Annotated in this window: 29 protein-coding genes; 15 read left to right on the forward strand and 14 right to left on the reverse strand. The window is 44.2% G+C overall.

Features of this window, described 5'->3' with window-relative positions; translation table 11 throughout:
- Positions 1-98: 98 nt before the first annotated feature.
- Positions 99-1,262: a DUF58 domain-containing protein gene (locus NIES208_RS05415; protein WP_075890518.1), complete on the reverse strand. Its 1,164-nt coding sequence runs from the start codon at positions 1,260-1,262 to the stop codon at positions 99-101.
- Positions 1,263-1,360: 98 nt separating this feature from the next.
- Here NIES208_RS05415 and NIES208_RS05420 point away from each other — a divergent pair, with 98 nt between their 5' ends.
- The gene (locus NIES208_RS05420) at positions 1,361-1,888 is read left to right on the forward strand and encodes a GIY-YIG nuclease family protein (RefSeq protein WP_075890520.1); all 528 of its coding nucleotides are present in this window, start codon (positions 1,361-1,363) and stop codon (positions 1,886-1,888) included.
- Between the two features lie 180 nt (positions 1,889-2,068).
- Here the strand turns inward: NIES208_RS05420 and NIES208_RS05425 are convergent, their stop codons facing one another.
- Both NIES208_RS05425 and NIES208_RS05430 read right to left on the reverse strand, forming a co-directional pair.
- A complete protein-coding gene (locus tag NIES208_RS05425; RefSeq protein WP_075890522.1) occupies positions 2,069-3,229 on the reverse strand; it encodes a CobW family GTP-binding protein in 1,161 nt (386 codons plus the stop codon).
- Between the two features lie 268 nt (positions 3,230-3,497).
- The gene (locus NIES208_RS05430) at positions 3,498-4,493 is read right to left on the reverse strand and encodes a phosphoribulokinase (protein ID WP_075890523.1); all 996 of its coding nucleotides are present in this window, start codon (positions 4,491-4,493) and stop codon (positions 3,498-3,500) included.
- Between the two features lie 404 nt (positions 4,494-4,897).
- On the opposite strand from NIES208_RS05430, the gene NIES208_RS05435 reads away from it, so the two are divergent.
- Complete coding sequence (locus tag NIES208_RS05435; RefSeq protein WP_075890525.1) at positions 4,898-5,899, forward strand: GspE/PulE/PilB domain-containing protein; 1,002 nt, start codon at positions 4,898-4,900, stop codon at positions 5,897-5,899.
- A gap of 11 nt (positions 5,900-5,910) precedes the next feature.
- Here NIES208_RS05435 and NIES208_RS05440 read toward each other — a convergent pair whose 3' ends face one another.
- On the reverse strand, positions 5,911-6,396 hold the full coding sequence (locus tag NIES208_RS05440; RefSeq protein WP_075890527.1) for a helix-turn-helix domain-containing protein: 486 nt from the start codon (positions 6,394-6,396) through the stop codon (positions 5,911-5,913).
- Positions 6,397-6,464: 68 nt separating this feature from the next.
- On the opposite strand from NIES208_RS05440, the gene NIES208_RS05445 reads away from it, so the two are divergent.
- The 7 genes from NIES208_RS05445 (at position 6,465) to NIES208_RS05470 (ending at position 13,642) form a co-directional block, all read left to right on the forward strand.
- Positions 6,465-8,042, forward strand: a complete 1,578-nt coding sequence (locus NIES208_RS05445) for a hypothetical protein (RefSeq protein WP_075890529.1) — start codon at positions 6,465-6,467, stop codon at positions 8,040-8,042.
- 194 nt (positions 8,043-8,236) lie between these two features.
- Positions 8,237-8,368 (forward strand): hypothetical protein, encoded by a 132-nt coding sequence (locus NIES208_RS19610; protein WP_282956302.1) that lies wholly within the window; start codon positions 8,237-8,239, stop codon positions 8,366-8,368.
- Between the two features lie 30 nt (positions 8,369-8,398).
- The gene (locus NIES208_RS05450; RefSeq protein WP_075890531.1) at positions 8,399-9,595 is read left to right on the forward strand and encodes an HhoA/HhoB/HtrA family serine endopeptidase; all 1,197 of its coding nucleotides are present in this window, start codon (positions 8,399-8,401) and stop codon (positions 9,593-9,595) included.
- A 247-nt stretch (positions 9,596-9,842) separates the two neighbouring features.
- The gene (locus tag NIES208_RS05455) at positions 9,843-11,228 is read left to right on the forward strand and encodes a glycosyltransferase family protein (protein ID WP_075890533.1); all 1,386 of its coding nucleotides are present in this window, start codon (positions 9,843-9,845) and stop codon (positions 11,226-11,228) included.
- A gap of 345 nt (positions 11,229-11,573) precedes the next feature.
- The gene (locus NIES208_RS05460) at positions 11,574-12,194 is read left to right on the forward strand and encodes a GNAT family N-acetyltransferase (RefSeq protein WP_075890535.1); all 621 of its coding nucleotides are present in this window, start codon (positions 11,574-11,576) and stop codon (positions 12,192-12,194) included.
- Positions 12,195-12,235: 41 nt separating this feature from the next.
- Positions 12,236-12,859 (forward strand): class I SAM-dependent methyltransferase, encoded by a 624-nt coding sequence (locus NIES208_RS05465; protein WP_075890537.1) that lies wholly within the window; start codon positions 12,236-12,238, stop codon positions 12,857-12,859.
- A 66-nt stretch (positions 12,860-12,925) separates the two neighbouring features.
- Positions 12,926-13,642, forward strand: coding sequence for a class I SAM-dependent methyltransferase (locus NIES208_RS05470; protein WP_075890539.1), 717 nt, complete (start codon positions 12,926-12,928; stop codon positions 13,640-13,642).
- Between the two features lie 239 nt (positions 13,643-13,881).
- On the opposite strand, the gene NIES208_RS05475 is transcribed toward NIES208_RS05470, so the two are convergent.
- Positions 13,882-14,094 (reverse strand): acetyltransferase, encoded by a 213-nt coding sequence (locus NIES208_RS05475; RefSeq protein ID WP_075890541.1) that lies wholly within the window; start codon positions 14,092-14,094, stop codon positions 13,882-13,884.
- Positions 14,095-14,446: 352 nt separating this feature from the next.
- Here NIES208_RS05475 and NIES208_RS05480 point away from each other — a divergent pair, with 352 nt between their 5' ends.
- The gene (locus NIES208_RS05480) at positions 14,447-14,953 is read left to right on the forward strand and encodes a hypothetical protein (protein WP_225875255.1); all 507 of its coding nucleotides are present in this window, start codon (positions 14,447-14,449) and stop codon (positions 14,951-14,953) included.
- A gap of 60 nt (positions 14,954-15,013) precedes the next feature.
- Here the strand turns inward: NIES208_RS05480 and NIES208_RS05485 are convergent, their stop codons facing one another.
- Both NIES208_RS05485 and NIES208_RS05490 read right to left on the reverse strand, forming a co-directional pair.
- Entirely contained in the window at positions 15,014-16,444 is a 1,431-nt protein-coding gene (locus NIES208_RS05485) for a DUF4335 domain-containing protein (protein ID WP_075890545.1), read from the reverse strand.
- Positions 16,445-16,504: 60 nt separating this feature from the next.
- Complete coding sequence (locus NIES208_RS05490; RefSeq protein ID WP_075890547.1) at positions 16,505-17,095, reverse strand: DUF3038 domain-containing protein; 591 nt, start codon at positions 17,093-17,095, stop codon at positions 16,505-16,507.
- A 262-nt stretch (positions 17,096-17,357) separates the two neighbouring features.
- Between NIES208_RS05490 and NIES208_RS05495 the strand changes: the two genes are divergently transcribed.
- From NIES208_RS05495 to NIES208_RS05505, 3 genes are all read left to right on the forward strand, one after another.
- Positions 17,358-17,597, forward strand: a complete 240-nt coding sequence (locus NIES208_RS05495; RefSeq protein ID WP_075890715.1) for a hypothetical protein — start codon at positions 17,358-17,360, stop codon at positions 17,595-17,597.
- On the forward strand, positions 17,587-18,003 hold the full coding sequence (locus tag NIES208_RS05500; RefSeq protein WP_075890549.1) for an HNH endonuclease: 417 nt from the start codon (positions 17,587-17,589) through the stop codon (positions 18,001-18,003). The genes NIES208_RS05495 and NIES208_RS05500 overlap by 11 nt, the downstream gene beginning before the upstream one ends.
- 90 nt (positions 18,004-18,093) lie before the next feature.
- On the forward strand, positions 18,094-18,804 hold the full coding sequence (locus tag NIES208_RS05505) for a Uma2 family endonuclease (RefSeq protein WP_075890551.1): 711 nt from the start codon (positions 18,094-18,096) through the stop codon (positions 18,802-18,804).
- Positions 18,805-18,958: 154 nt separating this feature from the next.
- Here NIES208_RS05505 and NIES208_RS05510 read toward each other — a convergent pair whose 3' ends face one another.
- From NIES208_RS05510 to NIES208_RS05530, 5 genes are all read right to left on the reverse strand, one after another.
- On the reverse strand, positions 18,959-20,119 hold the full coding sequence (locus NIES208_RS05510; RefSeq protein WP_075890717.1) for an aminotransferase class V-fold PLP-dependent enzyme: 1,161 nt from the start codon (positions 20,117-20,119) through the stop codon (positions 18,959-18,961).
- Positions 20,120-20,165: 46 nt separating this feature from the next.
- Entirely contained in the window at positions 20,166-20,822 is a 657-nt protein-coding gene (locus tag NIES208_RS05515; RefSeq protein WP_225875257.1) for a hypothetical protein, read from the reverse strand.
- A gap of 123 nt (positions 20,823-20,945) precedes the next feature.
- The gene (locus NIES208_RS05520; RefSeq protein ID WP_171971728.1) at positions 20,946-21,740 is read right to left on the reverse strand and encodes a type 1 glutamine amidotransferase; all 795 of its coding nucleotides are present in this window, start codon (positions 21,738-21,740) and stop codon (positions 20,946-20,948) included.
- Between the two features lie 48 nt (positions 21,741-21,788).
- Positions 21,789-22,469 carry an urease accessory protein UreF gene (locus NIES208_RS05525; protein WP_075890557.1) on the reverse strand — a complete coding sequence of 227 codons (681 nt, stop codon included), beginning with the start codon at positions 22,467-22,469 and terminating at the stop codon, positions 21,789-21,791.
- Positions 22,470-22,525: 56 nt separating this feature from the next.
- Positions 22,526-22,813, reverse strand: coding sequence for a hypothetical protein (locus NIES208_RS05530; RefSeq protein WP_075890559.1), 288 nt, complete (start codon positions 22,811-22,813; stop codon positions 22,526-22,528).
- A 118-nt stretch (positions 22,814-22,931) separates the two neighbouring features.
- Here NIES208_RS05530 and NIES208_RS05535 point away from each other — a divergent pair, with 118 nt between their 5' ends.
- Together NIES208_RS05535 and NIES208_RS05540 are read left to right on the forward strand one after the other, a co-directional pair.
- A complete protein-coding gene (locus NIES208_RS05535; RefSeq protein WP_075890561.1) occupies positions 22,932-23,435 on the forward strand; it encodes a DUF411 domain-containing protein in 504 nt (167 codons plus the stop codon).
- Positions 23,436-23,465: 30 nt separating this feature from the next.
- Positions 23,466-24,935, forward strand: a complete 1,470-nt coding sequence (locus NIES208_RS05540; protein ID WP_075890563.1) for a multicopper oxidase family protein — start codon at positions 23,466-23,468, stop codon at positions 24,933-24,935.
- A gap of 34 nt (positions 24,936-24,969) precedes the next feature.
- On the opposite strand, the gene NIES208_RS05545 is transcribed toward NIES208_RS05540, so the two are convergent.
- Together NIES208_RS05545 and NIES208_RS05550 are read right to left on the reverse strand one after the other, a co-directional pair.
- On the reverse strand, positions 24,970-25,284 hold the full coding sequence (locus tag NIES208_RS05545) for a DUF2499 domain-containing protein (protein ID WP_075890565.1): 315 nt from the start codon (positions 25,282-25,284) through the stop codon (positions 24,970-24,972).
- Positions 25,285-25,349: 65 nt separating this feature from the next.
- Positions 25,350-25,802 carry a hypothetical protein gene (locus tag NIES208_RS05550; protein WP_075890567.1) on the reverse strand — a complete coding sequence of 151 codons (453 nt, stop codon included), beginning with the start codon at positions 25,800-25,802 and terminating at the stop codon, positions 25,350-25,352.
- Positions 25,803-26,037 lie beyond the last annotated feature (235 nt).

Here is a 26,037-nt window from a genome sequence, read left to right on the forward strand (position 1 = left end):
TTCCTCTTTTCCTTGTCCTCTATTCGACCCTGTTCAACTTTTGTCCTGTACTTAGATAGAAGATTTATTATTGAATTTTAGTCATGTATACTTTACCGTCACAAAATGGAACTAAAAACCGCCTTTTGTAATTGCATTTGTAGGGCATCCGTTGAGTTAATGGTTAAACCCCGTCGCGACGATGGCTGTGACTGGTCATTATTATCTCCAGCAAAAAAGATCCAGCGACTGCCCCGTGACAAAGTTTCGATGCTGGCAGGGTTTTGAGTTAGCCAAAGTAAAGTTGATTTCGGCAGAGCCTTAGGGGCACTGGTCGTATCTGGCTGAATACCTGCGAGGGATTCTAAAATAATTAAACGATTATTAATCACACCCGTTTGAGCCGTCCACAGTTTGACATTTAGCTGCGATCGCCGCGCGTAGAAATAAAGAGAAGCCGCTGCGCTAGCCGCCTGTTCAAAGCTTTCGGGGTTCCAGTCAAATTGATGATCAAGACAAATAATGACCTCTTCACCGCCCGTTGTAATTTCTAACTCCCGCACTTTAAACTCACCAAACCTTGCGCTACTACGCCAATGGATCAGACGCATCGGGTCGCCCACTCGATAATTTCGGATCGATTTTGTGACACCTTCAGTCGCATTTTGATGGAGGCGATCACTCTCGAATTTTTTGCTCTCATCCGAACCAATACTATCGATAATCGGGCAAGTATTGAGCGGCAAAATTTGGGGATACACCACAGCCCTAGCAGGTACTGAGCGCGATCGCCGACACCAAAACAAACCGAGGGGACTAGCCGTACGCAGAGCCAAGATATCCCAATGGAAAATGCCCCGTTTAAGGGCATCGATTTCATAAACCCATTCCAAACTATCCTTCGGGGGTAACATTTCGATCACCTTACGGCGAGGTGCGCCCAATGCCTCCGGCAATACATCCATCGCTGCCACTAAACTTTTCGAGGCCTTACTCAGATTGATAATTTGCACCCTAACCTGCATCACCTCACCCACACTCACAGGCGCAATCGGCGATCGCCCAATCTCTAATTCTTTAATAGAGCGCACTGGCAAGATCGCCCCAAGCAATAAAATCGCAAAAATCGTCCCACTCAGCACATAAAGCCAACCCGCCATTGTATTAGTCGCCGCCCCAAAAAACGACAACCCAACCCCCCCTAAAACACCACCACCATAGGCCGGAGCTACCCAGCGTCGTTCCAGCTTCAAATACCAATTATCTTTTTTTTGCCGTGCCATAATTTCTCGGAACAATTAAGGATAGTTGCGATCGCCTTGCTGCTTAGGCGGCCTTGCCTAAGATCAATAGTAGACTTTTGCCACCCAAACTGCTGCCCATGGATTTGCCTGTACTCAACGAATTAAACCTATTTCCCTACATCGACAGCCGCGGGGCGATCGCCTCCAACTTCGATGCCAAAATCGGAATTTACGCCATCTACGATGCCACCGAAACCCTCCGCTACATTGGCTATTCCCGCGATTTCAAAAAAAGTTTACAACAACACCTAGTCCGCTGCCCCGACCAATGCCACTGGCTAAAGATTCATACCTGCGATCGCCCAAGCCGGACATTACTCGAAGAAATCAAAAACACTTGGATCCAAGAAAATGGCACCTTACCCGACGGTAACAGCCTAGCCGAAGCCCGCTGGACCGAACCCATTGACATCAAACCCCATCTCACCCCAGCTCAAAACGCAGAAATAGCAGCAGCCGAAGAAATTCAAAAAACCAAAATCCTCAAAAACCATGCCCGTCGCCTCGAAGCCGAAATCATCGAAAATCTACAAGCAAGAGGCCTCAAAATTGAAATCCGCTTTCAACCCAAACCCAAAGAACAAGGCCTACTCGACCTCAAATAAAATCGTTAAATCAAACCATCTTTACACTCAGAAATTCCCAGTCGATATTTTAAACAAACAAAAAATACCCATTTTGAGAACCTGACATCCAGTCCTCTCAAGAATCTCCCAAAAAAACTCTCTGATTGATCAAAACAAAACCAGAGAGTAAACACACAAACATTGAACAACTAAGCCATTTTAGGAAAATCCTTTTCCACGGTTTGCAGAAGGTAAACAAATACAATTTTCGATTTGTTCCCTGAGAGTTGCCTCATCAAGATTTTGACCAATTAGCACAAGCTGATTTTTCTTAACCTCACCCTTTTTCCATTCAGAATCATCAATCGTAAAACGCTTACCACTCAAGTGAAAAACATGACGTAAAGGACTTTCATCAAACCAAAGCAGCCCCTTTGCCCGAAACACACTCACAGGCATTTGATTATCAAGGAAATACTGAAATTTTCTGATATTAAAAGGCTTATCACTTTGAATAGAAATAGAAGTAAAACCATCATTTTCTAGATGATTAGAGTGGTGATGGTGATGGTCGTGATCATGGTCACAGTCTGGTGTACAGACATGATCATCATGCTCGTGGTCATGGGCATGATCATGGCTGTGATTGTGGGCGTGCCCGTGATCATGGTCATGGTCGTGGTCGTGGTCGTGGTGACTATGACTTTCAGCTTCGTCGTAATACTTATCCGACTCAAACAAGCCAACACTCAAGAGAAGAGCTAGAGGCACTTGGGATTTTTGGGTACGCAAAATCCTAGCACCCTCCTTAATATCGCGGATCCGCACTTCTAAGGAATCCACATCCGCTTCGTCAACCAGATCCGTTTTGTTGAGCAAAATAATATCACCATAGGCGATTTGGCTATAGGCAGCTTCACTATTAAACAAATCTAAGCTGTAGTTGGCGCAGTCAACGACTGTCACAATTGAATCTAGGCGAGTCATATCCCGTAGCTCTGTCCCAAGAAATGTGAGGGCAACAGGCAAAGGATCCGCCAAACCCGTTGTTTCTACGACAAGATAATCGATTTTGTCCTCGCGCTCTAAAATCTTGTGCACCGCATTGACAAGATCTTCGTTAATGGTGCAACAGACGCAACCATTGCTCAGCTCGACCATATTTTCGTCAGTAGTGACAATCAGCTCATTGTCAATGCCAATTTCGCCAAACTCATTAACGAGTACCGCTGTCTTTAAACCTTCTTGATTGCTGAGGATGTGGTTTAAAAGCGTTGTTTTGCCACTCCCTAAAAAACCTGTAATGATCGTAACGGGTAAACCGCCTTGGTTTTCGGCTACGGTATCTGCACTGGGGGCTTGACTGCTAACTGTCACCATAATGCTTTTGAGATATATGTCTTCTAGGTTACTGTTTTCTATCTTAAAACTGATTGAAAAAATTTGTGCTGATGGAGGCTTGTTTCTCTAGATATCGATTGGGTTTTCTCAAAAAAAGAAGGCGATCGCCCCACCATGATGAGCCGCATCTCCATGAAGCAACAACCAGAAAAAAGAAAAAGACCATCTCAGATCTTTTTCCCCTAAATATTTTAAAACAACTTATTTAAGTAAGCTAAAACGAAACTAACTTAAATCCACATAAAGCCTACACCGCCGCCGCAGCTTTTGCCGCCACTAATGTTTCATAAGTTTGACGCATCTTAAGACCCACAAGTACCTGGAACAAACCCGTCCCATTATCCGAACCAGGATAGTCTCTGTGCTTAAGGACAAGCTCAGTCATCTCACCATAGTACTTAGTACCAGTTTTGCTGAGGTGGCTTTCAATGTAGATCATCTCATCGAGATTATCGAATTTACCATCAACTTCAAGGACAGAAACTTCATTCCCAAAGTAGTTATCGGGTCCGTAGTACATCTTAATACCGGGATAGTTACAAGTGAGCTTACGGCCACAGGGACGCCAGTGAATTGTCGAACCCTCGTCAAACAAATAAGCAGGCTCAAAGTTTTTAATACCTTCTCTTTGCACTAGACGTACGCGTAGATATTTCCCTTCCTTATCTTCAACCAGCTCAGTCGGTAGCACTTGAATCACAACATCCGCAAATTCACGTTGGGGTTCAATATAAGCAGAGAAATCAGGCTTACGCGCATTAATCGATGCCAAGATATCTTCATAGGTGTGACCACGCTCAGCCATATCACGCTGGATTTTCCACTGGATCTTAACTTCGTCGCTGATGTCTAAATAAACGCTGAAGTCGACAAGTTCACGAACACGCTCATCAAAAAGTGGGTGGAGTCCTTCAATAACGATGACTTTGTTAGGCTCGATGCGTTCAGGGGGATCAAGCTCACCAGTTTCGTGATTATAAATCGGTTTATCGATCGCTTTGCCATTCTTGAGGTCGCGGATCTGCTCAGCCATCAGGTCAAAATTATTTGCCTTAGGGTTAAGGGCGGTAACACCGGCTTCCTTACGACCCTTGCGATCAAGACTATGATAGTCGTCGAGGCAGATTACTGTCATAAATTCTGCGCCGAATAGATCGGTAAGACGGCGTAAAAAAGTTGATTTTCCGCAACCGGAATCCCCGGCAACGCCAATGATGACTACACGGTCTGTCTGACTGGTCATAGATTTCCTCTAGGTCTGCAAATTTTGGATATTTTAAACTTATACTTTTAATGGATGAGGCGATTGTGACGGGTGAATTTACTCGCTACCCTAGAGCTTGTAAATAAGACTTAATATTGGTCACGTTTCGGAACCCCACAATGTCGCCCGATGGGCTACTATTACATGGTTTTGCCGCCAATTATACAACGGCACTAACATTTAACCATGGCAGTTACCTATAAGCTAGATGAACTGCAATATTTTGTTGGCCTCTAGTTATCACTCCGTAGAATGGGTTTAAACAGTATTTTGTACATTTTCAGTGACCCAGCTGAGCTTGCCGGATTGCTTTGTCAGGAGAGGGTACAAAGGTGTAGTGGCTTAGTGACAGTTGTCTTTTTTATCGGTCGTGGGTGTTTGGTATGAATGTGGAACAGACGTTTCATCTAATTGATTCGCTTTTGCCGTACGAGGTATGTTCGTATCACCAGATTTTACCTTTGGCGGTGCAGGGTGAATCTCTAGTTTTGGGTATGGTCGATCCGACGAATGTTGCTGTCTTAGATTATGTTCGTCCGATTTTAAAACCGAAAAATTACTTTATTAAACGTCGTACTTTAGATGCTCAGGTTTATCAAGATGTATTGACAAAGTATCGAGACTATCAGAAACAACAACGGGCTGATGAGGAAGAGGAAGCGATCCCTACTCTGATTTTTGGTCATGAGTCTTTGGGTCAGAATGAGTCTGTTCTAAAAAGTAAAGAGGTGAATACTGTGCTTTCGGCAGCGCAGCCTAGGGTGAGTGATTTTGTTCAGTCTTTGCCGCCGTTGGAAGTGAGTCGCCAGTATGTGAATGCCCCGGCTGCGATGTTGTCTCAGCTACCTCCCCACGAATTGATTTTGGAATTATTTGGGCGATCGCTCTTGCAGCATGTGACCCAGATTTCGTTAGAACGCAAGGAAGCTAATGGGCGAGTCATTTGGAGTCGTAATAATAAGTCAAAAGTTTTACTGGATAAATTGCCTTTACCCTTGTTTCAAGGTGTTATTCATGAATTAAAACGCCTCACAGATTTTCCCGTACGCCCGGTAGAAAAGCCCAAGAAGATTGAGATGCTACGTACCTATGAAGAGGAACCCTTACTATTGCGTTTGCGCTTTGTTCCGGGTCAATTTGGCGAACAGGCGGCGGTTCAGATTTTTCGGGGTAAGTTGCTACAAAAATATCAAAAATCTCAGATGACAAAACTGAGTCGAGAGTTACTTCAAATTGCCCAGCTCATGGATCAAAAACTTCGTCAAGCTGCCGCGCGATCGCAGATCAATCCCGAGAAAATTGAAGCCTTACCTCTCCTACAAAAAAACCTTGCAAAAATGAATCGCAACATCTCACAAATCCAGCAAAAACAAGTTAAATGGTAGGACTCCTAAATTCAGGGGGAAAGTTTGCGGCGGCTAAGGACAATACCATGCTCTTTTAAAACCTTGCGAACCGTTTCACGACAAATACTCTTCACTAAACCCCTCGCCTTTAGTTCTGATACCAATAAACTCAGTGACCAGTAACCACGACCAGCCGGTGGCTCACTCGCATACAGCTCCAAAAGTTTCTGAGCCTTTTCCCCGGTGATTTTCGGTGGTACTGGCGGTACTTCTCTAACCTTGCGATTGAGAGCGCGCTCCTCTCCACCTGTGGCGAATAACTTGCGAATCCGCGCCACCGTATTCGGATGAACACTTAAAGCTTGGGCAATCTGCTGATCAGTCCAATTTCCCTCCGGATGAGCACGATCTGCCATTAACAATATCCTTGCGTGAAGAATCATTTTTGCTGACTGATAACCATTACGGGCGATTTGCTGGAAATCTTCCCGCTGCTCTGGCGTTAAACGGACGTTGTACTTTGTTCCGGCTCCCATCTAAATTATGTATAAAATAAAGGCCACGCAAATATACTTAATGTGTTTTCTAACGCCCCTAATTTATCATGACCATCGCGCCTCGTAGCCAAATCCGTCGCACCAAGCGCAATCGCACAAGTCTATGGTTTGAAAGGGGGATGGCATTACTTGCCTCTGTTAATTTAGCTTTTGTACTCTTTGACCTCAGCTATATTCCATTACGTAATTTTTGGCTGCAAGGACGTGTGCAGTTCTATATGCGGATTAATGAATACGAATGGACTTTTCCTGAAGAGCCAGTCAGGATTTTGCCCATTGATGTGACCAAGCGTTACGACTGGGTGAAAGGCATTGTTAAAAATCGTAATACTGCCTATTATTTACAGCGAGTTGAAGATCTTAAAGAGAAAGTTCGGCAGATTAATGAGCTTACTGTGCGCTCAACTTCTCCGTCTGATGAGTTTGTTAGTGCCTCGGAGCAGGAGGATATTGTCGAGGATTTACGTCGTTACAGTCGTGAAAAGGAAGAAATTCTTGCTGAGCTAAGGGAACTGAGTATTGAAATGGTCGATACTAATCCCTTTGAGGTCGCGAATAAAACGGGAACGTTGGAAAAAATCAAAAATAAGATGCGTCGCCACATTTTTGATGATGTGGATGCTTCGTCTAAGGAAGCCTTTACGGAGTATTGGAGTACGGAATATTTTCTAGAGAATGGCTGGCGCGAAGGGTTTAATTTTTTTGAGCGGGAAATTGAGCCTCTATTAGAAACAAACTATTTCCGACCGATTGGAGAAAATGGTAATGCTGTTGATAATTTTGGCATTATTGATTTTCCTTTTTTCTTGATTTTTCTGCTCGAATTTTTAGCGCGGAGTTGGTATATCAGTAGTCGTCGTACTGGGGTGAGCTGGTTTGATGCAATGTTGTGGCGATGGTATGACATTTTTCTTTTAATTCCTTTGTTCCGTTGGTTGCGAGTCATTCCGGTAACGTTGCGTCTGAACCAAGCTGACCTTATTGATTTAAGTGCAATTCAGAAGCAGGCTAGTCAAGGTTTTGTGGCGGGCATTGCGGAGGATATTACAGAGGTCGTTATTATCCGGATTATTAATCAAATTCAAGGTTCGATACGTCGTGGTGAGTTTGCTACGCTACTGTCGCAAACGGCTGGTCGTGAATATGTAGATCTTAATGATGTGAATGAGCCGGTGGAGCTTGCTAAGCTCATGGCAAATTTGGTGGTTTATCAGGTGTTGCCGAAGGTGCAACCCCAAGCTGAAGCTTTGATTAGTCATACGCTTGATCGTATTATGTCGGGTTCTCCTGCTTATCAGGGGTTACAAGTATTGCCGGGAATGAGTGATCTTAAGGTGACGTTAGCGCGGGAAATTTCTCATCAGTTTTATGAAATTGTGGCGGAGGCGCTTAGGGCTGTTCTTGAGGAAGATCCGCGGTTTGATGAGTTGTTTGATCAGCTTTTATCGCAGTTTACTAATAGTATTACGTCTGAAATTCAGGCTCAGGAAAGTATCGAGCGTATGGAATCTTTGGTTAATGATCTATTGGAAGAGGTGAAGGTGAATTATGTTGAGCGTCTTTCGGAGGAGGATGTGGAGGATATTTTGGAACAAACGCGAGCGTTGCGACAGATGTCTCGTTAATGGGGGGGGTTTTGAAGTCTGTTGTCGGTTTTTGGGGGTTGGTGGTTGGGAGGATGGGCTCTTTGGGGAGGCTGATGGTTTAATTTTGATTTTTGGGGATTATTCGGTTTTTTGCTGGTAAGTCTGATGTGCTGGGGGAGATTTTTTATTGAGCATAGTTGTTGAACATAATTACGGAATTAACGTCGTGGTTGTTGAAGTGTTCTCCTGGCAATGGCGAAAAATCCCTACCTAAATACGCCGGTCTAAGTTGTTACCATTGGGTTAATAATTTTTTGGTGTACCGCTCAAACTTTTCTGGGGCGATCGCCATTGCTGTTGACTAGTGACAAGATTTGATGAGCAGAAAAACTCCTATGCGACGATCTAAATTTTTTCGGCGATTTAGCACTCACATTGTGGCGCTGGTCTTTGGCTGCGCTATTACATTTGGTGCGATGCAAGGTTCTAGCGAACCGATTAATCAGACTTTGGCGGATACTGCAACGCCCCAACAGGTTGCTGCTGTTCCCATTACTGGTGAGCGCAGTTTTGTCGCGGAGGCTGTTGAGAGAACTGGTGCTGCTGTCGTCCGTCTTGATACAGAAAAGACAGTGGTGCGTCGTTTCCAAGATCCCTTTATGAATGACCCGTTCTTTCGGGAATTTTTCGGCGATCGCTTTGGTAATTTCCCCAGTGAACAGGAGCAAGTGGTAACAGGACAAGGTTCTGGTTTTATTACTGATGGTAGTGGCACTATCCTCACGAATGCCCATGTTGTTAGTGGCGCGGACAAAGTAACTGTGACTTTTAAAGATGGCCGCAGTTTTGAAGGGGAAGTAAAGGGCACAGACGAAATTACTGACCTTGCTGTGGTCAAAATTAATCCCGGTAATGAATCTATTCCCGTTGCGCCCCTCGGCAACTCTGGCAATGTGCAAGTCGGTGACTGGGCGATCGCCGTCGGTAATCCCGTCGGTCTAAACAATACGGTGACTCTCGGTATTATCAGCACCTTAGAACGTTCTTCAGCCCAAGCTGGTATTCCCGATAAACGTGTTGACTTTCTCCAAACCGATGCCGCCATTAACCCCGGCAACTCTGGTGGCCCCCTCCTCAACGCAAAAGGTGAAGTGATTGGTATCAACACTGCAATCCGTCGTGATGCGATGGGCATTGGTTTTGCGATTCCGATTAATAAAGCAAAATCTCTCCAAGATACCCTTGCTTCGGGCAAAGAAGTTCCCCATCCCTTCATTGGCATTCGCATGGTGACCATCACACCAGATGAGGCGAAGCAAAACAACAGCGATCCCAACTCTTTAGTCACACTCCCTGAAGTAGAAGGTGTTTTAGTCATTGGAGTTTTGCCCAATAGCCCTGCCCAAGAGGCTGGTTTGCGTCGCGGTGATGTCATCACAAAAATTGATGGTAAGCGCATCGTCAATGCTCCCCAGCTACAGGAAGCTGTGGAAGACAGTGGGATTAATGCCACTCTCAAGGTTGAGCTAACGCGCGGCGATCGCCAACTCCAAGTCAATATCAAAACAGCCCAGTTGAGCGAAATGTCCTAAACCACAAGAAAAATAGAACGATTAGAAATAATTCAACCCCAAAGCTGATGCTTACTCTAGCATCAGTTTTTTTGTGTAAAATCAACCCACAAACTATCCCAGCGTCAAATTTCAAGTAAAAAAGCATCAACCCATAACAATTTCCCTTAACAAGGATCACTAGAGTTGCATAGAAATTCCCAGTTACACTCTCATTTCACAGTAGACTTTTAGACAAACCTAAGCAATAAAATGACATAAATATGCAATGAAAAGACTTTGGAAAAAACACAAAATACGAATTAACATAATCCTTCTTTTATTAATGCTACTGGCATTTTTTATTAACAATATTGACGAACTAGAACCTAGACCAAGCAATAAAGATGCCAGTCAAAATCTGACGATGGCTTACAATAAATTCAAGTATGGAATCGTCTCCGACGAACGACAAGATGATTCGACTATTGCGCCAACCTTTCGTCGAGAGCCTCTCTACCCCCTAATACTTGCTGGAGCCTTAAAAACTTTAGTAGATCCAGAATCTATCACCCTAAATTGCCTCATAAGAGCAGAATCTAAATGTGCAAATATTCAACGATATCTTAAAAGCGTTAATTTATTAATTTTTCTCTTAATTATTTTCAGCACATTTGTCACATGCAAAATAATTAGCGGCTCTAATAAACTATCTTATTTTGCAAGTATCCTTGTTGGCTTATCACCAGATCTGAGTACAGATATTAATTCTTTTAATACAGATTTGATTGCTGCTTTACCACTATTGATTCTGTCAACATTCCTATATCTTTGCACCACTAAAAATGATTGGGTAAAATATGCAATCGGTGCAGGTTTAAGCTTTGGATGTTTAATGCTCATCAAAGCCTCTTATCTATACTATGGTGTATTTTTGATCATAGCCTTTATTGGTCTTGCTTGGTTTAAAAAATCGACTCAACCATTGAAGAAAATCATCTTAATATTGGCTGCAGCATATTTGCTGGTAAGCCCTTGGATGATTCGGAACTATGCTAACTTTGGTGTCTGGAAAATTTCTGGTCGAGGCGGGGAAGTCCTTGCTATCCGTGCCGAATTTACTGATATGAATTGGTCGGAATATAGAGCTTCATTTTTTGCCTATACTCCCGGTATTGGAGAACCAATATTAGAACGTTTTTTTGCAAAGGAAGATTACGAAAAATTTGATCGTGATAATCCAGAGGGATTTTATCGCCGTACAAAGAACAGGGTACAAATACTAAAAGACAATGGCGAATATGAAAAAATAGATAATAATTTACAGTCAGAAGCTTTTGCAAAAATCAAACAGAATTGGTTTAAGCATACGGCCTTAATTCCAGTGTTTGCTTACCGAGGAGCCTTCGTTCGAGTTTTGCCAGAAAGGTCACTTGCCTTGACGAGACTCACTTATTTTTTTGCTTTTCTAATCGTAATATCACGAGCCATTAAGCTTGGCAAAATAGGGATCCTAGCATTTTCTTTAATTGTGCTCTTTAATCATTCTTTTTATGCTTTGTTTTCTCATTTTATTACAAGGTATAGTGATCCTTTAATTCCTGTTTTAGCGGTCTTTTTGGCTTTGTGCTTTTGTCGATTTGAGGGTAGGCCTACCAAAAATTATCTATCATAACCAAAAAAGGCTTGGAATTAGAGATTTTTCACTCTTTAAAATAGGCAAAAAATGGTGGTTTTAGAGTTATGATCTATTACTTTATACCGTCGGCGATCGCCAGCCATCATAGGGAGACTCAGGATACTATAAATGTCATTAAAATTTAGAAATCAAGTTTTTCTTGAAGAGACTATTGACTATCATTAAACTTTTATAAATCTCTGATTTTGGCCTATGATTTTGTCGGCTTTGACCATAAAAAAAGTTAGCAAAATAACTTTCCCAGTAAAATTCCCATGAAATAAAGGCTAATATATATATCATAAGTGCTGCTGTTGGAGAGAATTTTAAATTGATATTTTTATGGATATAGCTAATGCAGATGGAGTGATTAAAGCAACTCTTCAGGATACTACTGCAATGGCAGAAATCCTAGAAGAAGCCTTTGAAGATGATGCTGTAATGTCATATTTGTTGGGCAAACGAGGCGTAACCCGTGATTTTTTCGAGGCGCTTTTTCAACATATTTATTTGCCCTTTGATTGTTCTTTTTATGTAAAGAATAATCACGGTGAAATGATGGGTTGCGCACTCTGGTCAAAGCCCGGTCAAGATCCAAATGCTCTATCTCTTGGATTTTTTAAGATGTTGTGGCACAATCGGCAAAATCTTACTTTTGACTCTTTAAAGCGCTCTTTTTCTTTGTCTAGTCTCTCTTTACGTTATCACCCTAAAGAGCCCCATTATTATCTTTGTGCAATTGGTGTTAGGCAATCTTTTCGTCGTCAGGGAGTGGCTAGTCGGCTACTTACTCATGTTTTGGCGATGGCGGATCGAGAGCAAGCCCCGACCTATTTAGAAAATTCTCAGGAGAAAAATTTAGCTTTGTATCAAAAAAATGGTTTTGAGGTTGTTCATAAACATATTCTTACAAATAGTTCTCCGATCTGGTTTATGCAGCGATCGCCAAAGCCTTTAAACTGAAGCTCATACTTGATTTTTTGATATTTTGAATAGGAAAAGCAATGTCACAATCTACAAAATTTTGGGATAAGATTGCAGCAAAATATGCCGAACAACCCATTGAAGATGAGGAATCCTACCAAAAAAAGCTGGAGATAACTCGCGGCTATTTCAATCCTGAGATGGAATTGCTTGAAATCGGTTGTGGTACAGGCTCTACGGCAATCCTCCATGCGCCTCATGTTAAACATATTCGCGCGGTAGATTTTTCGAAAGAAATGTTGGCGATCGCCCAACAAAAAGCGAGTGAGCAAAATATTCAAAACATCACTTTTGAGCAATGTAGTGTTGAAGAATTAAATGTGCCTAAGGGTAGTATGGATATGGTTTTGGCACTCAGTATTTTGCATTTACTAGAGGATAAAGAGGCGGCGATCGCCAAGATTTATACAATGCTTAAAGCCGGTGGTTTACTTGTAACGAGTACCATGTGTTTAGGAGATGAAATGGGATGGTTTAAGCTAATTGCACCTATGGGTAAAGTGCTCGGATTTTTCCCGTTGGTAAAAGTTTTTACTGTTGAAAATTTAGTAGAAAGTTTAACAAAAACTGGCTTTTCGATTGATTATCAATGGCAGCCAGATAAGAAAAAAGCAGTTTTTATTGTGGCGAAAAAAACAGCTTAAATTTATATTAAAAATATATTAAAAAAATTATCAAAAAATCACTAAAAAAATCATTTAAAACTATTTATGTCTTCATCACCATTAGAGCAAAGTCCTTTTTCCCATGCCAATGAAATTGCTACTGAATTTGATCAGTGGGCAGAAGTTGGGCGTGGAGATTCGATGGCGGAGGGACATCTCTATGCCACAAAAATCCTATTAAAAGATTTAGCGATCGCCGCTGATTCGGTTGTGCTTGATGCCGGTTGCGGTGTTGGTTGGATATTAAATGATTTAATCGGTGCAGATATTGCGGAGGGGGTTGGGATAGATCTATCTCCAGAAATGGTGGCGATCGCCTCATCTAGAAAAACCTTATCTCACCTCGAATTTTTAACAGCAGATAGTACAAAAACTCCCTTCCCCGATGGACAGTTTTCCCATATTATTTCCGTCGAATCTTTGTATTACAACGCTCAGCCACTAGATACATTAAAAGAATGGCGACGTATCTCTAGGGTTGGCGGTCATTTAGGTCTGGTGATCGATCTTTATCAAGATAATCCAGCAGCAAAATATTGGGTGGAAGCGCTATCGATTACGGCGCATAATTTTTCGGTAGTAGACTGGGAAAAACTGTTAATTTCAGCGGGTTGGGAAAATATCACCCATCGTCGTGTTCCTTTGCCAGTTAAGATTTCAGCCCAAGATTTTACGCCTTCGGCTTATTTTCCTACCTATGAAGTTTATCAAGCTTACTGTGGCGCAGGTTCATTATTACTTCGGGCAAAAAAAGCAACATAAATCGGCGATCGCCAAAGTTATCATCAGGGTAGAATTTTGCCATTGTATCCTTGATAGGAATGATCTATTTTGAGGGATTAATTCTCTGGTATTAATTACCAAAATAGGAAAATCAAAGGGAAAATCTTTTTTAAAATTAATATTAGCAGAACTTTTTTTAACCTATCTCTTTGAATTTGAACTCTAGTAAAAAAAGCTAATTCTAGAACTAAGAATCTGACCGAAAAGATAATTATTATTTATTTTTCTAAATTGTATTCTGGGTCGAGCCAAGCTTTAGGTAAAGATTCTCCAGAAGGGAAAATTAAATCTTTCTTTGGTAACAATTCTGGCTCCTGCATTTCTTCGCCTGCATGGGAACGGCCAAGAACTTTTGTTTGAAATGGATCCCATAATGTCTGAGGTTCCATCACCTCAACGAGTGTATCGTTTAATGAATAGCGTAAAAACATAAAAATATGCTCTCTTGTTGCAAAATTTGGATATTGAAAAAATTGGCTTGGTTTTAATTTGTAAACTGGCAAAGTTTCACAGCATAGCAACTAATATTATTCACTAATAAATTACAGCGAATCAAGGTTTTGTAGCCTATAAAACTGAGAAGCAGCTAAAACGATTTTAATAATTTTGCCAATTGATTATGATTACTTACTACAATGCCAGCAGAAATAAATAATTGGGGCAGTTTATGGATTTTCGCCGGAAATTTATATAAATATCAGTAGGGTTTTGGGTGAAGGGGTATCACTATTGGCTGATTTTTTGGGTGTCTCGATTCTCGTATAAAGTGGCTATAATTAACTGATGTCTTTTCTGGAGTTAACGATGAATTTAGAGCAACAATTGCAAATCCTCGTTGACCAAGCGCCACAGGATGGCGTAACTCCTGATGTCATCGCAAAAGCTGTCAATCCAGTGCTGAAAACCTTTGGGACTCAGCTAAAACATAACGACTATTTTGCCTACCAGTCTTCCCAGGGAAATTGGCTGTTAACGACTCTCAGTAATCGCCGTGATCCGCTCTTAGAAAAAAAGGTGATTTATGCTTTTAGTACTGCTGAAGATGCGACATTGTTTGAAGATATTTCTGGCGATCGCCCTGATCCTGATTTAACGGTGCAACGCATTCCTGTGACCCATATTTTGTTTCAGCTTTTTGCTCTAAAGCAGCTGGATAGCATTGTGTTCCTCGAGACTTCTGGCGATTTAAATGCCGGTACTGAAGTCCACCGCCGTGATTTACAGGGGGCGATTCAGAAAAAGTTAATTCAATACCAAAAAGAAAAGGGTCAATCTAGTCGCTTTGCTTAAGGGTTGTGCCCAAGTGTAATGAACTCAAAGTTTCTGAGTTCTGAATCTAAGATTTTAAGTTTAAGGGCGATTTAGTTGTGGCTCTTCGAAGGTTTGGACTGTGCCGTCGGGGTCGAGGACTAAACGGATTGTTTGGGGGGCGATTTCGGTTGGGTTAACGATTTGCTTGCCTGTTGTTAGGTAGCTCAACCGATTTTGGTAAAGTTCCGATGCTTTGCCTAGGGGGATCACTTTTTGTAGGTTGCCAGCTTGGTCAATATTAAGGCGATATTCTAGGGTTTCTTGGAGTCCGTCGGGGGTTTGCCAGTTTGCATCAAAAAATTGCTGGGTTTGGTTGAGGCGATCGCCCGTTAAAACCGGTGCAGCCGCAAACTCATCACTATAAAAATTCATAGCAACGCTATTCAACTCCGCGCCATTACTCCAATCTGCTTGTGCTTCCCGTTGTACCGCAGCGCTACTAGGTTGGGGGACTGATGCAGATGGGACAGGAGAAGCAGGGGCAAGGGTTCCAGAGGCGCTGGGGACACTGCCGGCAGTGCGTGGAATCACGGCGGAGGGAGCAGTGGCGATCGCCGGCGGTTGCGGGGCATTAACACGAGGTTGAGCTGCGGAGCCACTTTCTGGGCGGGATTCATTAGATGAAGCAGGAGAGCGGTCATTCCGAGAGCTGCCACTATCGCCAGAGGTAGATGGTCTGGCATTGGTATTAATGGGCTTAAGATTAACGTTTGTCGGGTCTGCTTTCTCCGCATTCAGGGCTTCTTCCAGCTCCGGTACTTCACTAAAGCTATAGGACGAATGGAGATTTGGCGGTACAACTTGCTGTTCAAAGTCGGCGGGAGATTCTTCAACGGCTTCAAGGCTTGCGGCAGTTTCGTTTTGCGCAGCTTGCTGCATATCAAAGGCCGTTTTACTCAAACCCACCACCACTAAAAATGACGCGGCGATCGCCCCCCAACGCATTACATTTTTACGATTTTGGTTTGCCGTGAGAGTCGGTAGCGCTACCATTTCCGCACTGTAGGATTCCAGCGCATTGGCGAGATCGTAGAGTTGTGTGGCACTGAGTTGAATCGTTTGTCCAGAAACGTCATTGGCAAGTCTTCCCAAATGTAATCGATGGGACAGTAAACCCTTAGTTTCTAGTTGCGGGCGGGCAATGGTTGCAACATTAGCGGGAGTACTACCTTGGGTTTGATAGGTGTAGATATTCTGAGTCGGCGCAAAGTCAAAAACAGGATTTGTTTGCTGTAAAAAGTTCTGCACGTAATCCGTGACAACTTCAACTAAATCTTCTAATTGTTGGCGATCGCCCGTGAGTAAAATCTTGTTTTCCGTCACAAGGCGCGGATCATCGAGACTCAGCTCAAATTTTAATTCTTTAATCACCGGATTCCCTGTCCATTGGGACAACGCAGAAGCTTTTGCAACCACTTCTAGGCTACAAGTCGGCGGTGTATATCGACGGATGAGGGTGGGTGAGAGCATAAAGTTTAGCGGCGGGTCAAATCAAGAAGGTTTAGTGAGAACAAGGAGTTTTAAATTGTTTTATTCTGTAGCATGATCCATTAGCGCCAGCCATAAACGACGATGACCATTGGTTGCGCCATAAAACAGCAAATCAATGAGCAGCTTGAACGCGAGACGCACCAAAAATTCTGGCGGAGCAGGACTTTCTTCGTCCATGCGCTCTTGGTAAGTATTACTAAAATTATCGAGATAATCCCCCAACAATGCCGCCCGATGGGGTTCTTTGCCCTGTTCCGTCATTTGTTCGAGTAATGCACAAGCCCGGCGGATATTGTCCTGTTCCTGTTGGGCGAGGTGACAAATGATCAAAACGAGAGATCTTGCTTCCTCCACATCCAGCTTTTTGCGCCCACCACTACTCTTACGCAAAGGATTCGATTGTCGCAACCGCCATAATGTGACGCGATCGCCAATTACTTTTTCGAGGTTAAGTTCTTTCGCTGCCAATAACATCGCTTCCGAGCCGATTCCAGATAAAGATTCCAACGCCAACAGAATCAGGTCGAGGTGACTTTTGATATTCTCCAGCTGCTGACCATCGGGAGTTCGGGTCAGGGTCAAATCCTGTACAGATGCAGGAGCAGTAACCGTTTGGAGACTGGGGCGCATAACTATAATTTAGGCGATCGCTCGGTGAATAGGCATGGGGTTACAGGTCTTGAAACGTATTTGGTTCGCGGAATGTTCCCCCATATTATGCCCTACAACGCCAAACCTCTCTTTTCCTAACGCAATCATTAATTTTGGAGAAAAAGGCTCTGATTATTTGCGTCTTCTTATTTAGATAATTCAGCTCCTAATTTATGATGGCGATCGCCTGCTACTTTTTTGTTTGATAACCTATGAAGAGATAAGCCTAGGTGAAATCTATATGGTTGCTCTTACTGGTAAGCCATCATCATTAATCCATGAGATTACTCTCGAACAGAATGGTGCTGCTTCGTTATTTCGTTTCAGCGATTCGCTACAGACGAAGATGGAAATGCTTTTAGAGAAAAAAAAGGCAGATCAATTGTCTACCGATGAAGTACTAGAACTAGAGGCTATTGGCGAGCTAGATCGTATTTTCACCCACCTTAACGCCATGCTGCTTGTCCAAAATGCCGCTTGACAAAGAGCTGCGCCAAACTGTGCGCGAAAGAGCAGATTATTTGTGTGAGTATTGTCATTCGCCAGAGAAGCTGAGTGCAAGTCGTTTTACTATTGACCATCTCATTCCTCGATCTTTGGGTGGTACTGATGATTTGGAGAATTTGGCTCTGGCCTGTCGTCGCTGCAATGAGCGTCGATACAATTTTGTGGCAGGTGTTGATCCAAAAAACAAAGAAATAACACCCATTTATCAACCTCGTTTATATCAGTGGTCGGATCATTTTTGTTGGGAAAATCAAGGTGCATTGATCCGAGGTGTTCTGAATGATGAGAGATATCCGGCAGAAGATTCGATTCAAGCAACAAGGAAACTTTGGATAGCTGCAGGTTGGCATCCACCTCAAAATGATCCTTGTGCTGATTAGAGTACTGATCGCCTATTACTTCTTCGAAATGTGGGTAGGGCGATCGCTATAATTAGTGCATGACTTCACTGTGGAGTGACACGATTTACAATGCTTCCATCAGTCAATCATCCTTTACCTACTGCTGCTGAGCTGCCCTGTTCGGACGATATACCCGTGGACAACGAAGATCAAAATCTTCTCCCCAATTTACTGCTGCTCCTTTTGACTCATCTCTGGGCGGAGCGCATGGATTGGTATTTTGGCGTTGATATGGCGATTTACCATACTACTGGGGCTAATCCTCGCGTGCCGATTGTGCCTGATGCTTTTCTGAGCTTGGGTGTGGAGCGGAAAAAAGGTGGCAAGTCTCGACCGAGCTATGTTCTGTGGGAAGAGAACGATATTGCGCCGATGTTTGTTTTGGAGATGGTTTCCCACACGCCGGGCGACGAATACACAAAGAAAATGGCAAAGTATGCCCAGCTCGGTGTGCTTTATTATGTGATTTACAATCCGGAATTTTGGCAGCGCGATCGCCATCTGCCTTTTGAGGTTTACAAATTGGAAGAGAGTGCTTATCGTCTTCAGATTGGTGAACCCTATTGGATGCCAGAAATCGGGTTAGGCATCGGGCGTTATCAAGGGGTAATTGGCGGTATCCCCCAAGAAATATTGACTTGGTTTAATGAATCAGGCGATCGCCACCTCAGTGCAGCAGAGCAAGCCCAACAGCAGGTAGGGCAAGAGCGACAAGCAAAGGAACGTTTAGAGGCTTACTTGAGATCCCAAGGCATTGACCCAGACCATCTACCAAACTAAAAAAGCCTGAAATTATCGGAGTTTACTGGCAAGGATAAGATCATGGGCAATCATCATTGCACAGAAAGAGATATTTCTGCATTGTGCGTAAATCCTACTAAAACAATCTCAAAAGTCCCTAGATTTCAGGATCTCGAGCGCTATTCTTTTACTGTCAAAGTAGAGATTCTAGGGCGATCGCCATGGCATCGATTTCAGCTTCAGTGGTGAAGTAATGGGTGCAAGCGCGAATACAGTCAGGGTAAGTCAAAGTGCGCAAACAAAACCCTTGTTCTTCAAGGATTTCAACAAGTTTTTTATGACCAATCGGGGAGTCAACGACAAACGAAACTAAACCCGATTCCGGTGGAGAATTTTTAAGGCAAGACACCGCATTAATCGTGTTTAATCTTTCCCATGTATAGGCACTCATCTCACAGATTTTGGCGTAACGTTGCTCCGATGTTCCCCAGCTCTGGTGCAGGGCGATCGCCTCAGTGAGTCCTACTTGTAAAGGATAAGCAGAAGTTGCCACTTCGTATTGATTGCCATCATTTTTTAAGGTGACTTCCTTTGGAGAAGGCCATGTTTTCACGCCCCGCCAGCCAATGAAAGTTGGTCGCAAGGTCGCCATCGCAGCTTCAGAAACATACAAACCGCCCACGCCCGCAGGGCCACAGCACCATTTGTGGCCAGTAAAGGCGTAGAAATCCACTCTCATTTCTTCTAAATTCAGCGCGAGCCCCCCGACCGATTGCGCCGCATCCACCATTACCTGCACATCTTGGTCATGGCAAACTTGGCAAATTTCTTTGAGCGGTAAAACCTGTCCCGTATTCCAAAGCAAATGACTAATGACTAAACAGCGTGTTTTCGGGGTTAATGCTTGGGTAATCACTTCTGTGGGATCACCTTCATTGAGGGTGTCAAAAATTGGGCAGAAATTGAGCTTTACACCAAAGCGATACACCAGTCCTTGTAATATCCCAATGATGCCGGGGTGTTCACAATCTCCCACTAGAATTTCGTCACCTTCCTGCCACTCGATGCCCCATAGCGCGATATTGCAGCCCATGGTGACATTTTCTGTGAGCACCAAATTTTTCGGTTGGACGCGTAATTCGGAGGCGATCGCCGCTTTTGTTTTCGCCATCACATCCTGCGCCCAAGCATTCACCGCTATGGAAAAAGGCCCTTGCACTTGCACTTTGTCATAGCTGGAAATAATGGCATTCAGCGCTTTTCGGGAAAGGGGCCCCTGCCCACCAAAATTAAAATAAGACTTAGCCGCGATCGCCGGAAATTGTAGACGCAACTGTTCGAGATCCATTGCCATAAAAAAATTGGGGAGAGTATTAATAAAAAAATCAGGCGATCGCCGTCTAAACTTGCGGGAAAAACTGGCGCGAGTCCGCATCAAATTCCCAACTGACATTTTGGGGATCTTTGTCGCGACTCCATTCAAGGAAACCCTCTTCTTGGCGACGTTTGCGGAGGGTGCTGGGATGAACATCCAAACGTTTAGCGAGATCGGCTTGGATCATCGGCTCCAGAGCTTGGGCAGAATGTAAATCGACTAAGGACGAAATATTTCCCACCCGCGAGGCATCCTCCACATCAAGCAACTGGGCAATGTCGTTGGGAGAAGATGATGCTTCAACAGGCTCTGACTGCACTGTATCGGCCAGCTCAAATTCGTCTAGCTCAAACTCTGGATCGCTATCGTCAAACATATTGCCCAACGCACTCACGGTCAGAAAATAGTAAATAATGCCGCGATTTTCGTAGGCGATCGCCTGAGCGCCATATTCCTTCGCTTTACGGTTTAGAAACCAACGGGCAGAGCCACCAGATAAACCCGTTTCGAGGGCAAGGTCAGCGACGGTAATTTTGCCTTGGTTAGTTTCAATGAGGCGACGAAAATCCGGATTTACCGCCAGAGATAACTGTTGCCATTGGTATTCTTGCCACAGCCGCCACGCAATGGAAAAGGCGATCGCCAACACGATCAGCGGCCAAGCTGTAATCACTACTGTCATCAACAGTGCGAAGGGAAGAATAAGAATTAAAAGTCCTTTTGCCTCGTTGTCCATCGGAAGTCAGGGATCAGTTATCAGTTATCAGTTATCAGGTATCAGTCAACAGTATTGTATGTGGTGAATCTACGCTGTGCTGCTCAATTCGGCTAAATCTAAACGCTTAAACATGGTATTGCGAGCTTGTTTTGCTAGGTTGTCATCAATGGGAGAAAATTCCACTGTTTGTTGATATTTGCGTTCGAGGGCTTTTTCGAGGAGCCAATCGGCAATAAAGGGATTTTTCGGCAAAAGAGGGCCATGGGCATAGGTGGCGATCGCCATTTTATAGAAAGCACCTTCCCAACCATCTTCGCCGTTATTGCCATAACCCGTTAAAACTTTGCCGAGGGGCTGCACATCACCAAGATAGGTTCTGCCGCCATGGTTTTCGAAGCCGAGGGCAACGGGTTTTTGACCAAGTTTTTTTGTGAGATCGTCTGCTAAAGGATTCGCCGTAATTTCAAAGGCCACATTGCCGATACAGCGTTTCGCCTCAAAGCCGGGATGCTTACTGACTAAATCTAAAATGCCTAAACCTTCGATACGTTGACCAAGGGCAGGTTCATAATATTTGCCGAGCAACTGGGGAGAACCGCAGGTAAACACACCGGGCACAGCATCCTCAATGAGCGCTTTAAATTTAGCCGCCTTTGCTCCCTGAAGATCTCGCATGACAATTTCTTGCTGTCGATCCTGCGCCCCACCACCAACGATGAGGTCAATGTCTGACCAAGCTTCTAAGGGGGCTTCCTTATCGAGGGGAATAATTTCAACTTCAATGTCTCGCCACTGCGCCCGCTTTTCAAGACAAATCACGTTACCGCGATCGCCGTAGGTTCCCATGAGGGTAGGGTAGAGCCAGCCAAGCTTCAATTGCATAGACATTGGAGAGATTCAGCCAAATTTTGTGCAACTGATTTTAACCTGCTAGCTCCGAAAAAGACGAGTATATTGGGTTTCGTGGTTCATGCTCGCCAAGCCCAATCCCCATGAGCAAGCGTAAAAATGTTCTTCTTTTGGGTCGAGTAATTCTGTGGCAACAGCATCAATGATGGGATGAAGTTCGTAAATAATTTGTTGTCCTTGGGTTTGTCCGAGGGGCACAAGCTTCACCGCCGCGCTAACAAGATTACTCGCCCAACTATGCAGATACGCCCAAACGGCTTGTCTTGTATCAATCTCCCATAGGGCGATCGCCACCCCAAAAGCCACCGCAAAATGACAATTTTTACCGATGGATTCTCGCAATGCTTGTATTTGCACCCGCTTTTCTGGATCAAGGTCGCCCAATAATTTCAAAAGGCTATTACCCATCTGCATACTTTGCTGCCGCAATTCTGACGTTTCCCTTGTACCGTTGAGCCAACTATTCCAGTAGTTTAATTCCGAGTTTTCGTTAGCAATAATGGCCTGATTTACCTTCAGCATCACGGCGATATCCATCCGAATCGAGCCATGTTTAAGTTCTGTCGTGAGCCAATCTTGAATGCCCTCTGCCGAGGTGATCAGCTCCGACTCGACGAGAAACTCTAAGCCATCGGAATAGTTATAAGCCCCAAGGGGAACACTCGAATTTGTCAGTTGCAGTAGAACGAAAAAACTTTGCACAGTCTTGTAGTCAAAATGAGGGAATCAGCACAACTTTTTTGTACCTCAACCTCACTTTACCGTCGCTGTCGCAACAACCAAAAACAAATTGGGACAACAAACAACGCACTAAAACTAGTCACACTGACAACTTGCTCCAAAGTAATAAAAGCTTCAGAAGTCGTCACGGTGGTTGTAGTCTCTACAGGTGCAACAACCTCTTCTGTGCTTTCAGAAGTCGGAGTCGGATCAGAAGGCTGTTCTTGCGTATTTTTAGTCGGGCTAGGAACCGTTTCCGATTCCTGTTTTTCACCCGTATGATATTTCGGATCATGAGCGAATAAGACTTCTGAGGCATTGGTCATGGCATGTTACTTTTACGAACCGATGTAGCACTTTATTAAAGCACTCTTGACTGTCTAGCCGACTGGAGAGTTTAAGGTGAAGTTACGAGTTAGTACTTTTCGAAACTTTGAACAATCCATGAAGCGATTAATTTTTATTGGTGTTGCGGCAGTGAGCCTCGGTTTTGGGGGTTGGTACTGGTGGGGGCTTACCCGCTCTGGTTCGATGACGGCTGATGTGAATACAGTTAAGACGACCGCAACGCAATTGGTTGCTGCTGAAGTTTTTCGGACACCGACCTGTGGCTGTTGTGGGTTATGGATTGACCATGCAGAGGCTCACAATTTTACTGTGGTCGATCATCAGCAAGAAGATTTAACTCCCATTAAGGAGCAATATGGCATCACACCGGAGCTGGCTTCCTGTCATACCACCATTGTCGATGGTTATGTTTTTGAAGGGCATATTCCTGCCACGGAGGTTCAGCGTTTTTTGGCCAATCCTCCTAAAGATGTGATTGGTTTGACGGTTCCCGGTATGCCTATTGGTTCTCCGGGGATGGAAATGGCAAATAAATCGCAACCCTATGCGGTTTTGGCTTTGCACCGTAATGGTTCTACTTCTGTCTTTGCGGAGTATTAATCAACAAATTATTGAGAGGATTTGTTCGCGATGGTCATCAATCGACGAGATTTTATTGGTTTAAGTGCTATCGGTTTGTTCGGTGGGCTGGCTCTTAAGGGTTGTCAAGGTTTTGTTAGTCAAGGGTCTGTGAGTGATGGGGCGGCGATCGCCGCTATTCATCGCAGTAAAGATGGCCTACTGGAAATAGATCTAACCGCCCAATATGCGGATCTTGTTTTAGCAGAGCAAGCGATGTCCCAAATGATGACCTACAACGGGCAACTTCCAGCACCACGCCTCGAAGTCAAGCCGGGCGATCGCCTCATTATCCATTTCACAAACAATCTCAACCAAGGGACAAATTTACATTTCCATGGCTTGCACCTATCGCCAGCCCAAGACAACGTTTTTCTCCACATCAAACCCGGTGAAACCTACACCTATGAGCTAGATATTCACCCAAACCAACGGGGTGGCACCTATTGGTATCATCCCCATGTCCATGGCTCGGTGGCAGAGCAACTGTTTCGCGGGCTAGCGGGCATTATTGTGGTGCGCGGAGAACTCGATAATATTCCAGAAATTGCCGCAGCTCAGGAAGAATTTTTCCTCTTACAAGATTTTGCGTTGCCCAATGAAAACAGTAGCCACATGAATTTGATGGCAGGGCGAGAAGGCTCGCTACGCTTGGTCAATGGCAATTATCACCCGACTATTGAAGTGACGGAAAATTTACTACGACTACGACTCGTGAATGCTTCGCCCTCCCGATTTTATAATTTGCAAATAAAAGGGCAAACATTAATACAAATTGCGACGGATGGCGGTGCATTAGCCCAACCAAAGGCCATTGATCAATTGTTGCTCACGCCCGGACAGCGGGCAGAGTTGCTCATCCCTACGGTGAATTTACCGGACATTCCGATTCATCTCCTCAACCTCCCTTACCAACGGACGCAAATGGGCATGATGGGTCATCAAGCGACCCAAGTTGTTGAGGCGATCGCCGATTTTAAACGAGCTGCAAAAAATTACAGCACCGTGACCCTCCCAGAAGCATTTCAGCCGATCAAACCATTACCCGAACCAGAGCAAACTCGACAATTTAGACTGAACCACGGTATGGCGCGCGGTCACAGGGGCGGCAACGGTCACAGGGGTGGTCAAATGCCCGGCCAAGGTATGGCATTTCTCATTAATGGTGAATCCTATTCAGGAGCAGTGGATACCGAGGTCACCCTAGATACCGTAGAAGACTGGGAGATTATAAATACGGGCACTATGGATCATCCCTTCCATGTCCACACCAACAAGTTTCAAATTATTAGTCGTAATGGTATCCCAGAAGCGGCGATCGCCTGGCACGATACGGTGTTGGTTAAAGTTGGTGAAACCGTCAAAATCCGCATGGCATTTCAACATTTTACTGGTGAGACAGTTTACCATTGCCATATTCTCGACCACGAAGATTTGGGGATGATGGGCAAACTAAAAATAAGTGCGCCACAAAATAGTTAACCCTACGGTCTTGATAGTGTGGAGCTGCCGATAATTATTCGGCTGTGCTGTTGTCGATTTTTGGCGATCGCCATACCCACCAAGCCCCCAAACAAAGGGTGATATTCCCAATGACCGTCGTCGCTGCTTGGGTTGTGACGAGCCATTCTAAAGATTCGGCATTATCAAAAAAATGCCACGTACAGGCACACATCGCACTGACTAGGGAAGGTAGCATGCCCCATGAGAGAGCCGTCCAACTTTTATCGTCGGTGAGCTGACCATAGGTATAGATGAGCCAAATTGCCATAATCCATTCGAGGACACTGGACACATGAACCATCCACGTGGGGAAGGAGAGGGCATTCATAAAAGGAAACTTTGAAAAATAGATTAGGGTCTAGAAATAAAGCGACGGGTGGCGATCGCCGAATCTTAGAGCGTTGGAGCATCTTTTTTAACTTTGCCCAACTGCTCAATGGTGTCGTTAATCACAGAGGTTAAACTTTTGCGCGTTTGCTCGTGGGCTTCGCGCTCTGCAGCCAAATCACTAAGCGCTTGACTCCGTTCCTTAGAAGCTTGAATTAGCTGTTGCTGTAATGACTCTACATCGGCGATCGCCAGAATTTCTTGTTCTAGCTCTGGATTGCTGGCTTGTCCCGCCGTTAGTTGGCCTGCCTGTTGCCATGTTTGCATCGTCAGCTGGATCTGCTCAAACTGCTCCTTTGCCAAACGTGCTTCTGTGCGTCGCTGTTGCGCCTCTTCCGTATAACGTTGCCGCCAACTGGCTTCATTTTTTTGACTCGTTTGCAGCTCTTGTTGGAGGGTGGCAAGCTGCTGCTTAAGACGGTTAATTTCGCCGAGCCATTGCACAACTGCTTCGCTCATCGGCTTAAACTCCTAGAGTAGGTGCTACATAGTCCATAGTAATCTGCCTTTCTCAATCTGAAAATGTGATCTTGCGTCTTGCTGTTGATCTTGCAATGATATTTTTACAAGGCTATGAAAAATCTTGTGCTCAACCCGTTTGTCTCGGATCCATCAATATTGTCCTATCGCAATTTTTGAGTCACACACCGGACTGAAAATTAGGCGATCGCCACAAAAATCACGCTAAATAATC

Source organism: [Limnothrix rosea] IAM M-220 (assembly GCF_001904615.1).
Lineage (GTDB): Bacteria > Cyanobacteriota > Cyanobacteriia > Cyanobacteriales > MRBY01 > MRBY01.

What these genes read in the sequence shown, in the direction of transcription:
- NIES208_RS05415 (WP_075890518.1), bottom strand. Translation starts at nt 1,262, where the DNA reads ATGGCACGGCAAAAAAAAGATAATTGGTATTTGAAGCTGGAACGACGC.
- NIES208_RS05420 (WP_075890520.1), top strand. Translation starts at nt 1,361, where the DNA reads ATGGATTTGCCTGTACTCAACGAATTAAACCTATTTCCCTACATCGAC.
- NIES208_RS05425 (WP_075890522.1), bottom strand. Translation starts at nt 3,229, where the DNA reads ATGGTGACAGTTAGCAGTCAAGCCCCCAGTGCAGATACCGTAGCCGAA.
- NIES208_RS05430 (WP_075890523.1), bottom strand. Translation starts at nt 4,493, where the DNA reads ATGACCAGTCAGACAGACCGTGTAGTCATCATTGGCGTTGCCGGGGAT.
- NIES208_RS05435 (WP_075890525.1), top strand. Translation starts at nt 4,898, where the DNA reads ATGAATGTGGAACAGACGTTTCATCTAATTGATTCGCTTTTGCCGTAC.
- NIES208_RS05440 (WP_075890527.1), bottom strand. Translation starts at nt 6,396, where the DNA reads ATGGGAGCCGGAACAAAGTACAACGTCCGTTTAACGCCAGAGCAGCGG.
- NIES208_RS05445 (WP_075890529.1), top strand. Translation starts at nt 6,465, where the DNA reads ATGACCATCGCGCCTCGTAGCCAAATCCGTCGCACCAAGCGCAATCGC.
- NIES208_RS05450 (WP_075890531.1), top strand. Translation starts at nt 8,399, where the DNA reads ATGCGACGATCTAAATTTTTTCGGCGATTTAGCACTCACATTGTGGCG.
- NIES208_RS05455 (WP_075890533.1), top strand. Translation starts at nt 9,843, where the DNA reads ATGAAAAGACTTTGGAAAAAACACAAAATACGAATTAACATAATCCTT.
- NIES208_RS05460 (WP_075890535.1), top strand. Translation starts at nt 11,574, where the DNA reads ATGGATATAGCTAATGCAGATGGAGTGATTAAAGCAACTCTTCAGGAT.
- NIES208_RS05465 (WP_075890537.1), top strand. Translation starts at nt 12,236, where the DNA reads ATGTCACAATCTACAAAATTTTGGGATAAGATTGCAGCAAAATATGCC.
- NIES208_RS05470 (WP_075890539.1), top strand. Translation starts at nt 12,926, where the DNA reads ATGTCTTCATCACCATTAGAGCAAAGTCCTTTTTCCCATGCCAATGAA.
- NIES208_RS05475 (WP_075890541.1), bottom strand. Translation starts at nt 14,094, where the DNA reads ATGTTTTTACGCTATTCATTAAACGATACACTCGTTGAGGTGATGGAA.
- NIES208_RS05480 (WP_225875255.1), top strand. Translation starts at nt 14,447, where the DNA reads ATGTCTTTTCTGGAGTTAACGATGAATTTAGAGCAACAATTGCAAATC.
- NIES208_RS05485 (WP_075890545.1), bottom strand. Translation starts at nt 16,444, where the DNA reads ATGCTCTCACCCACCCTCATCCGTCGATATACACCGCCGACTTGTAGC.
- NIES208_RS05490 (WP_075890547.1), bottom strand. Translation starts at nt 17,095, where the DNA reads ATGCGCCCCAGTCTCCAAACGGTTACTGCTCCTGCATCTGTACAGGAT.
- NIES208_RS05495 (WP_075890715.1), top strand. Translation starts at nt 17,358, where the DNA reads ATGGTTGCTCTTACTGGTAAGCCATCATCATTAATCCATGAGATTACT.
- NIES208_RS05500 (WP_075890549.1), top strand. Translation starts at nt 17,587, where the DNA reads ATGCCGCTTGACAAAGAGCTGCGCCAAACTGTGCGCGAAAGAGCAGAT.
- NIES208_RS05505 (WP_075890551.1), top strand. Translation starts at nt 18,094, where the DNA reads ATGCTTCCATCAGTCAATCATCCTTTACCTACTGCTGCTGAGCTGCCC.
- NIES208_RS05510 (WP_075890717.1), bottom strand. Translation starts at nt 20,119, where the DNA reads ATGGCAATGGATCTCGAACAGTTGCGTCTACAATTTCCGGCGATCGCG.
- NIES208_RS05515 (WP_225875257.1), bottom strand. Translation starts at nt 20,822, where the DNA reads ATGACAGTAGTGATTACAGCTTGGCCGCTGATCGTGTTGGCGATCGCC.
- NIES208_RS05520 (WP_171971728.1), bottom strand. Translation starts at nt 21,740, where the DNA reads ATGCAATTGAAGCTTGGCTGGCTCTACCCTACCCTCATGGGAACCTAC.
- NIES208_RS05530 (WP_075890559.1), bottom strand. Translation starts at nt 22,813, where the DNA reads ATGACCAATGCCTCAGAAGTCTTATTCGCTCATGATCCGAAATATCAT.
- NIES208_RS05535 (WP_075890561.1), top strand. Translation starts at nt 22,932, where the DNA reads ATGAAGCGATTAATTTTTATTGGTGTTGCGGCAGTGAGCCTCGGTTTT.
- NIES208_RS05540 (WP_075890563.1), top strand. Translation starts at nt 23,466, where the DNA reads ATGGTCATCAATCGACGAGATTTTATTGGTTTAAGTGCTATCGGTTTG.
- NIES208_RS05545 (WP_075890565.1), bottom strand. Translation starts at nt 25,284, where the DNA reads ATGAATGCCCTCTCCTTCCCCACGTGGATGGTTCATGTGTCCAGTGTC.
- NIES208_RS05550 (WP_075890567.1), bottom strand. Translation starts at nt 25,802, where the DNA reads ATGAGCGAAGCAGTTGTGCAATGGCTCGGCGAAATTAACCGTCTTAAG.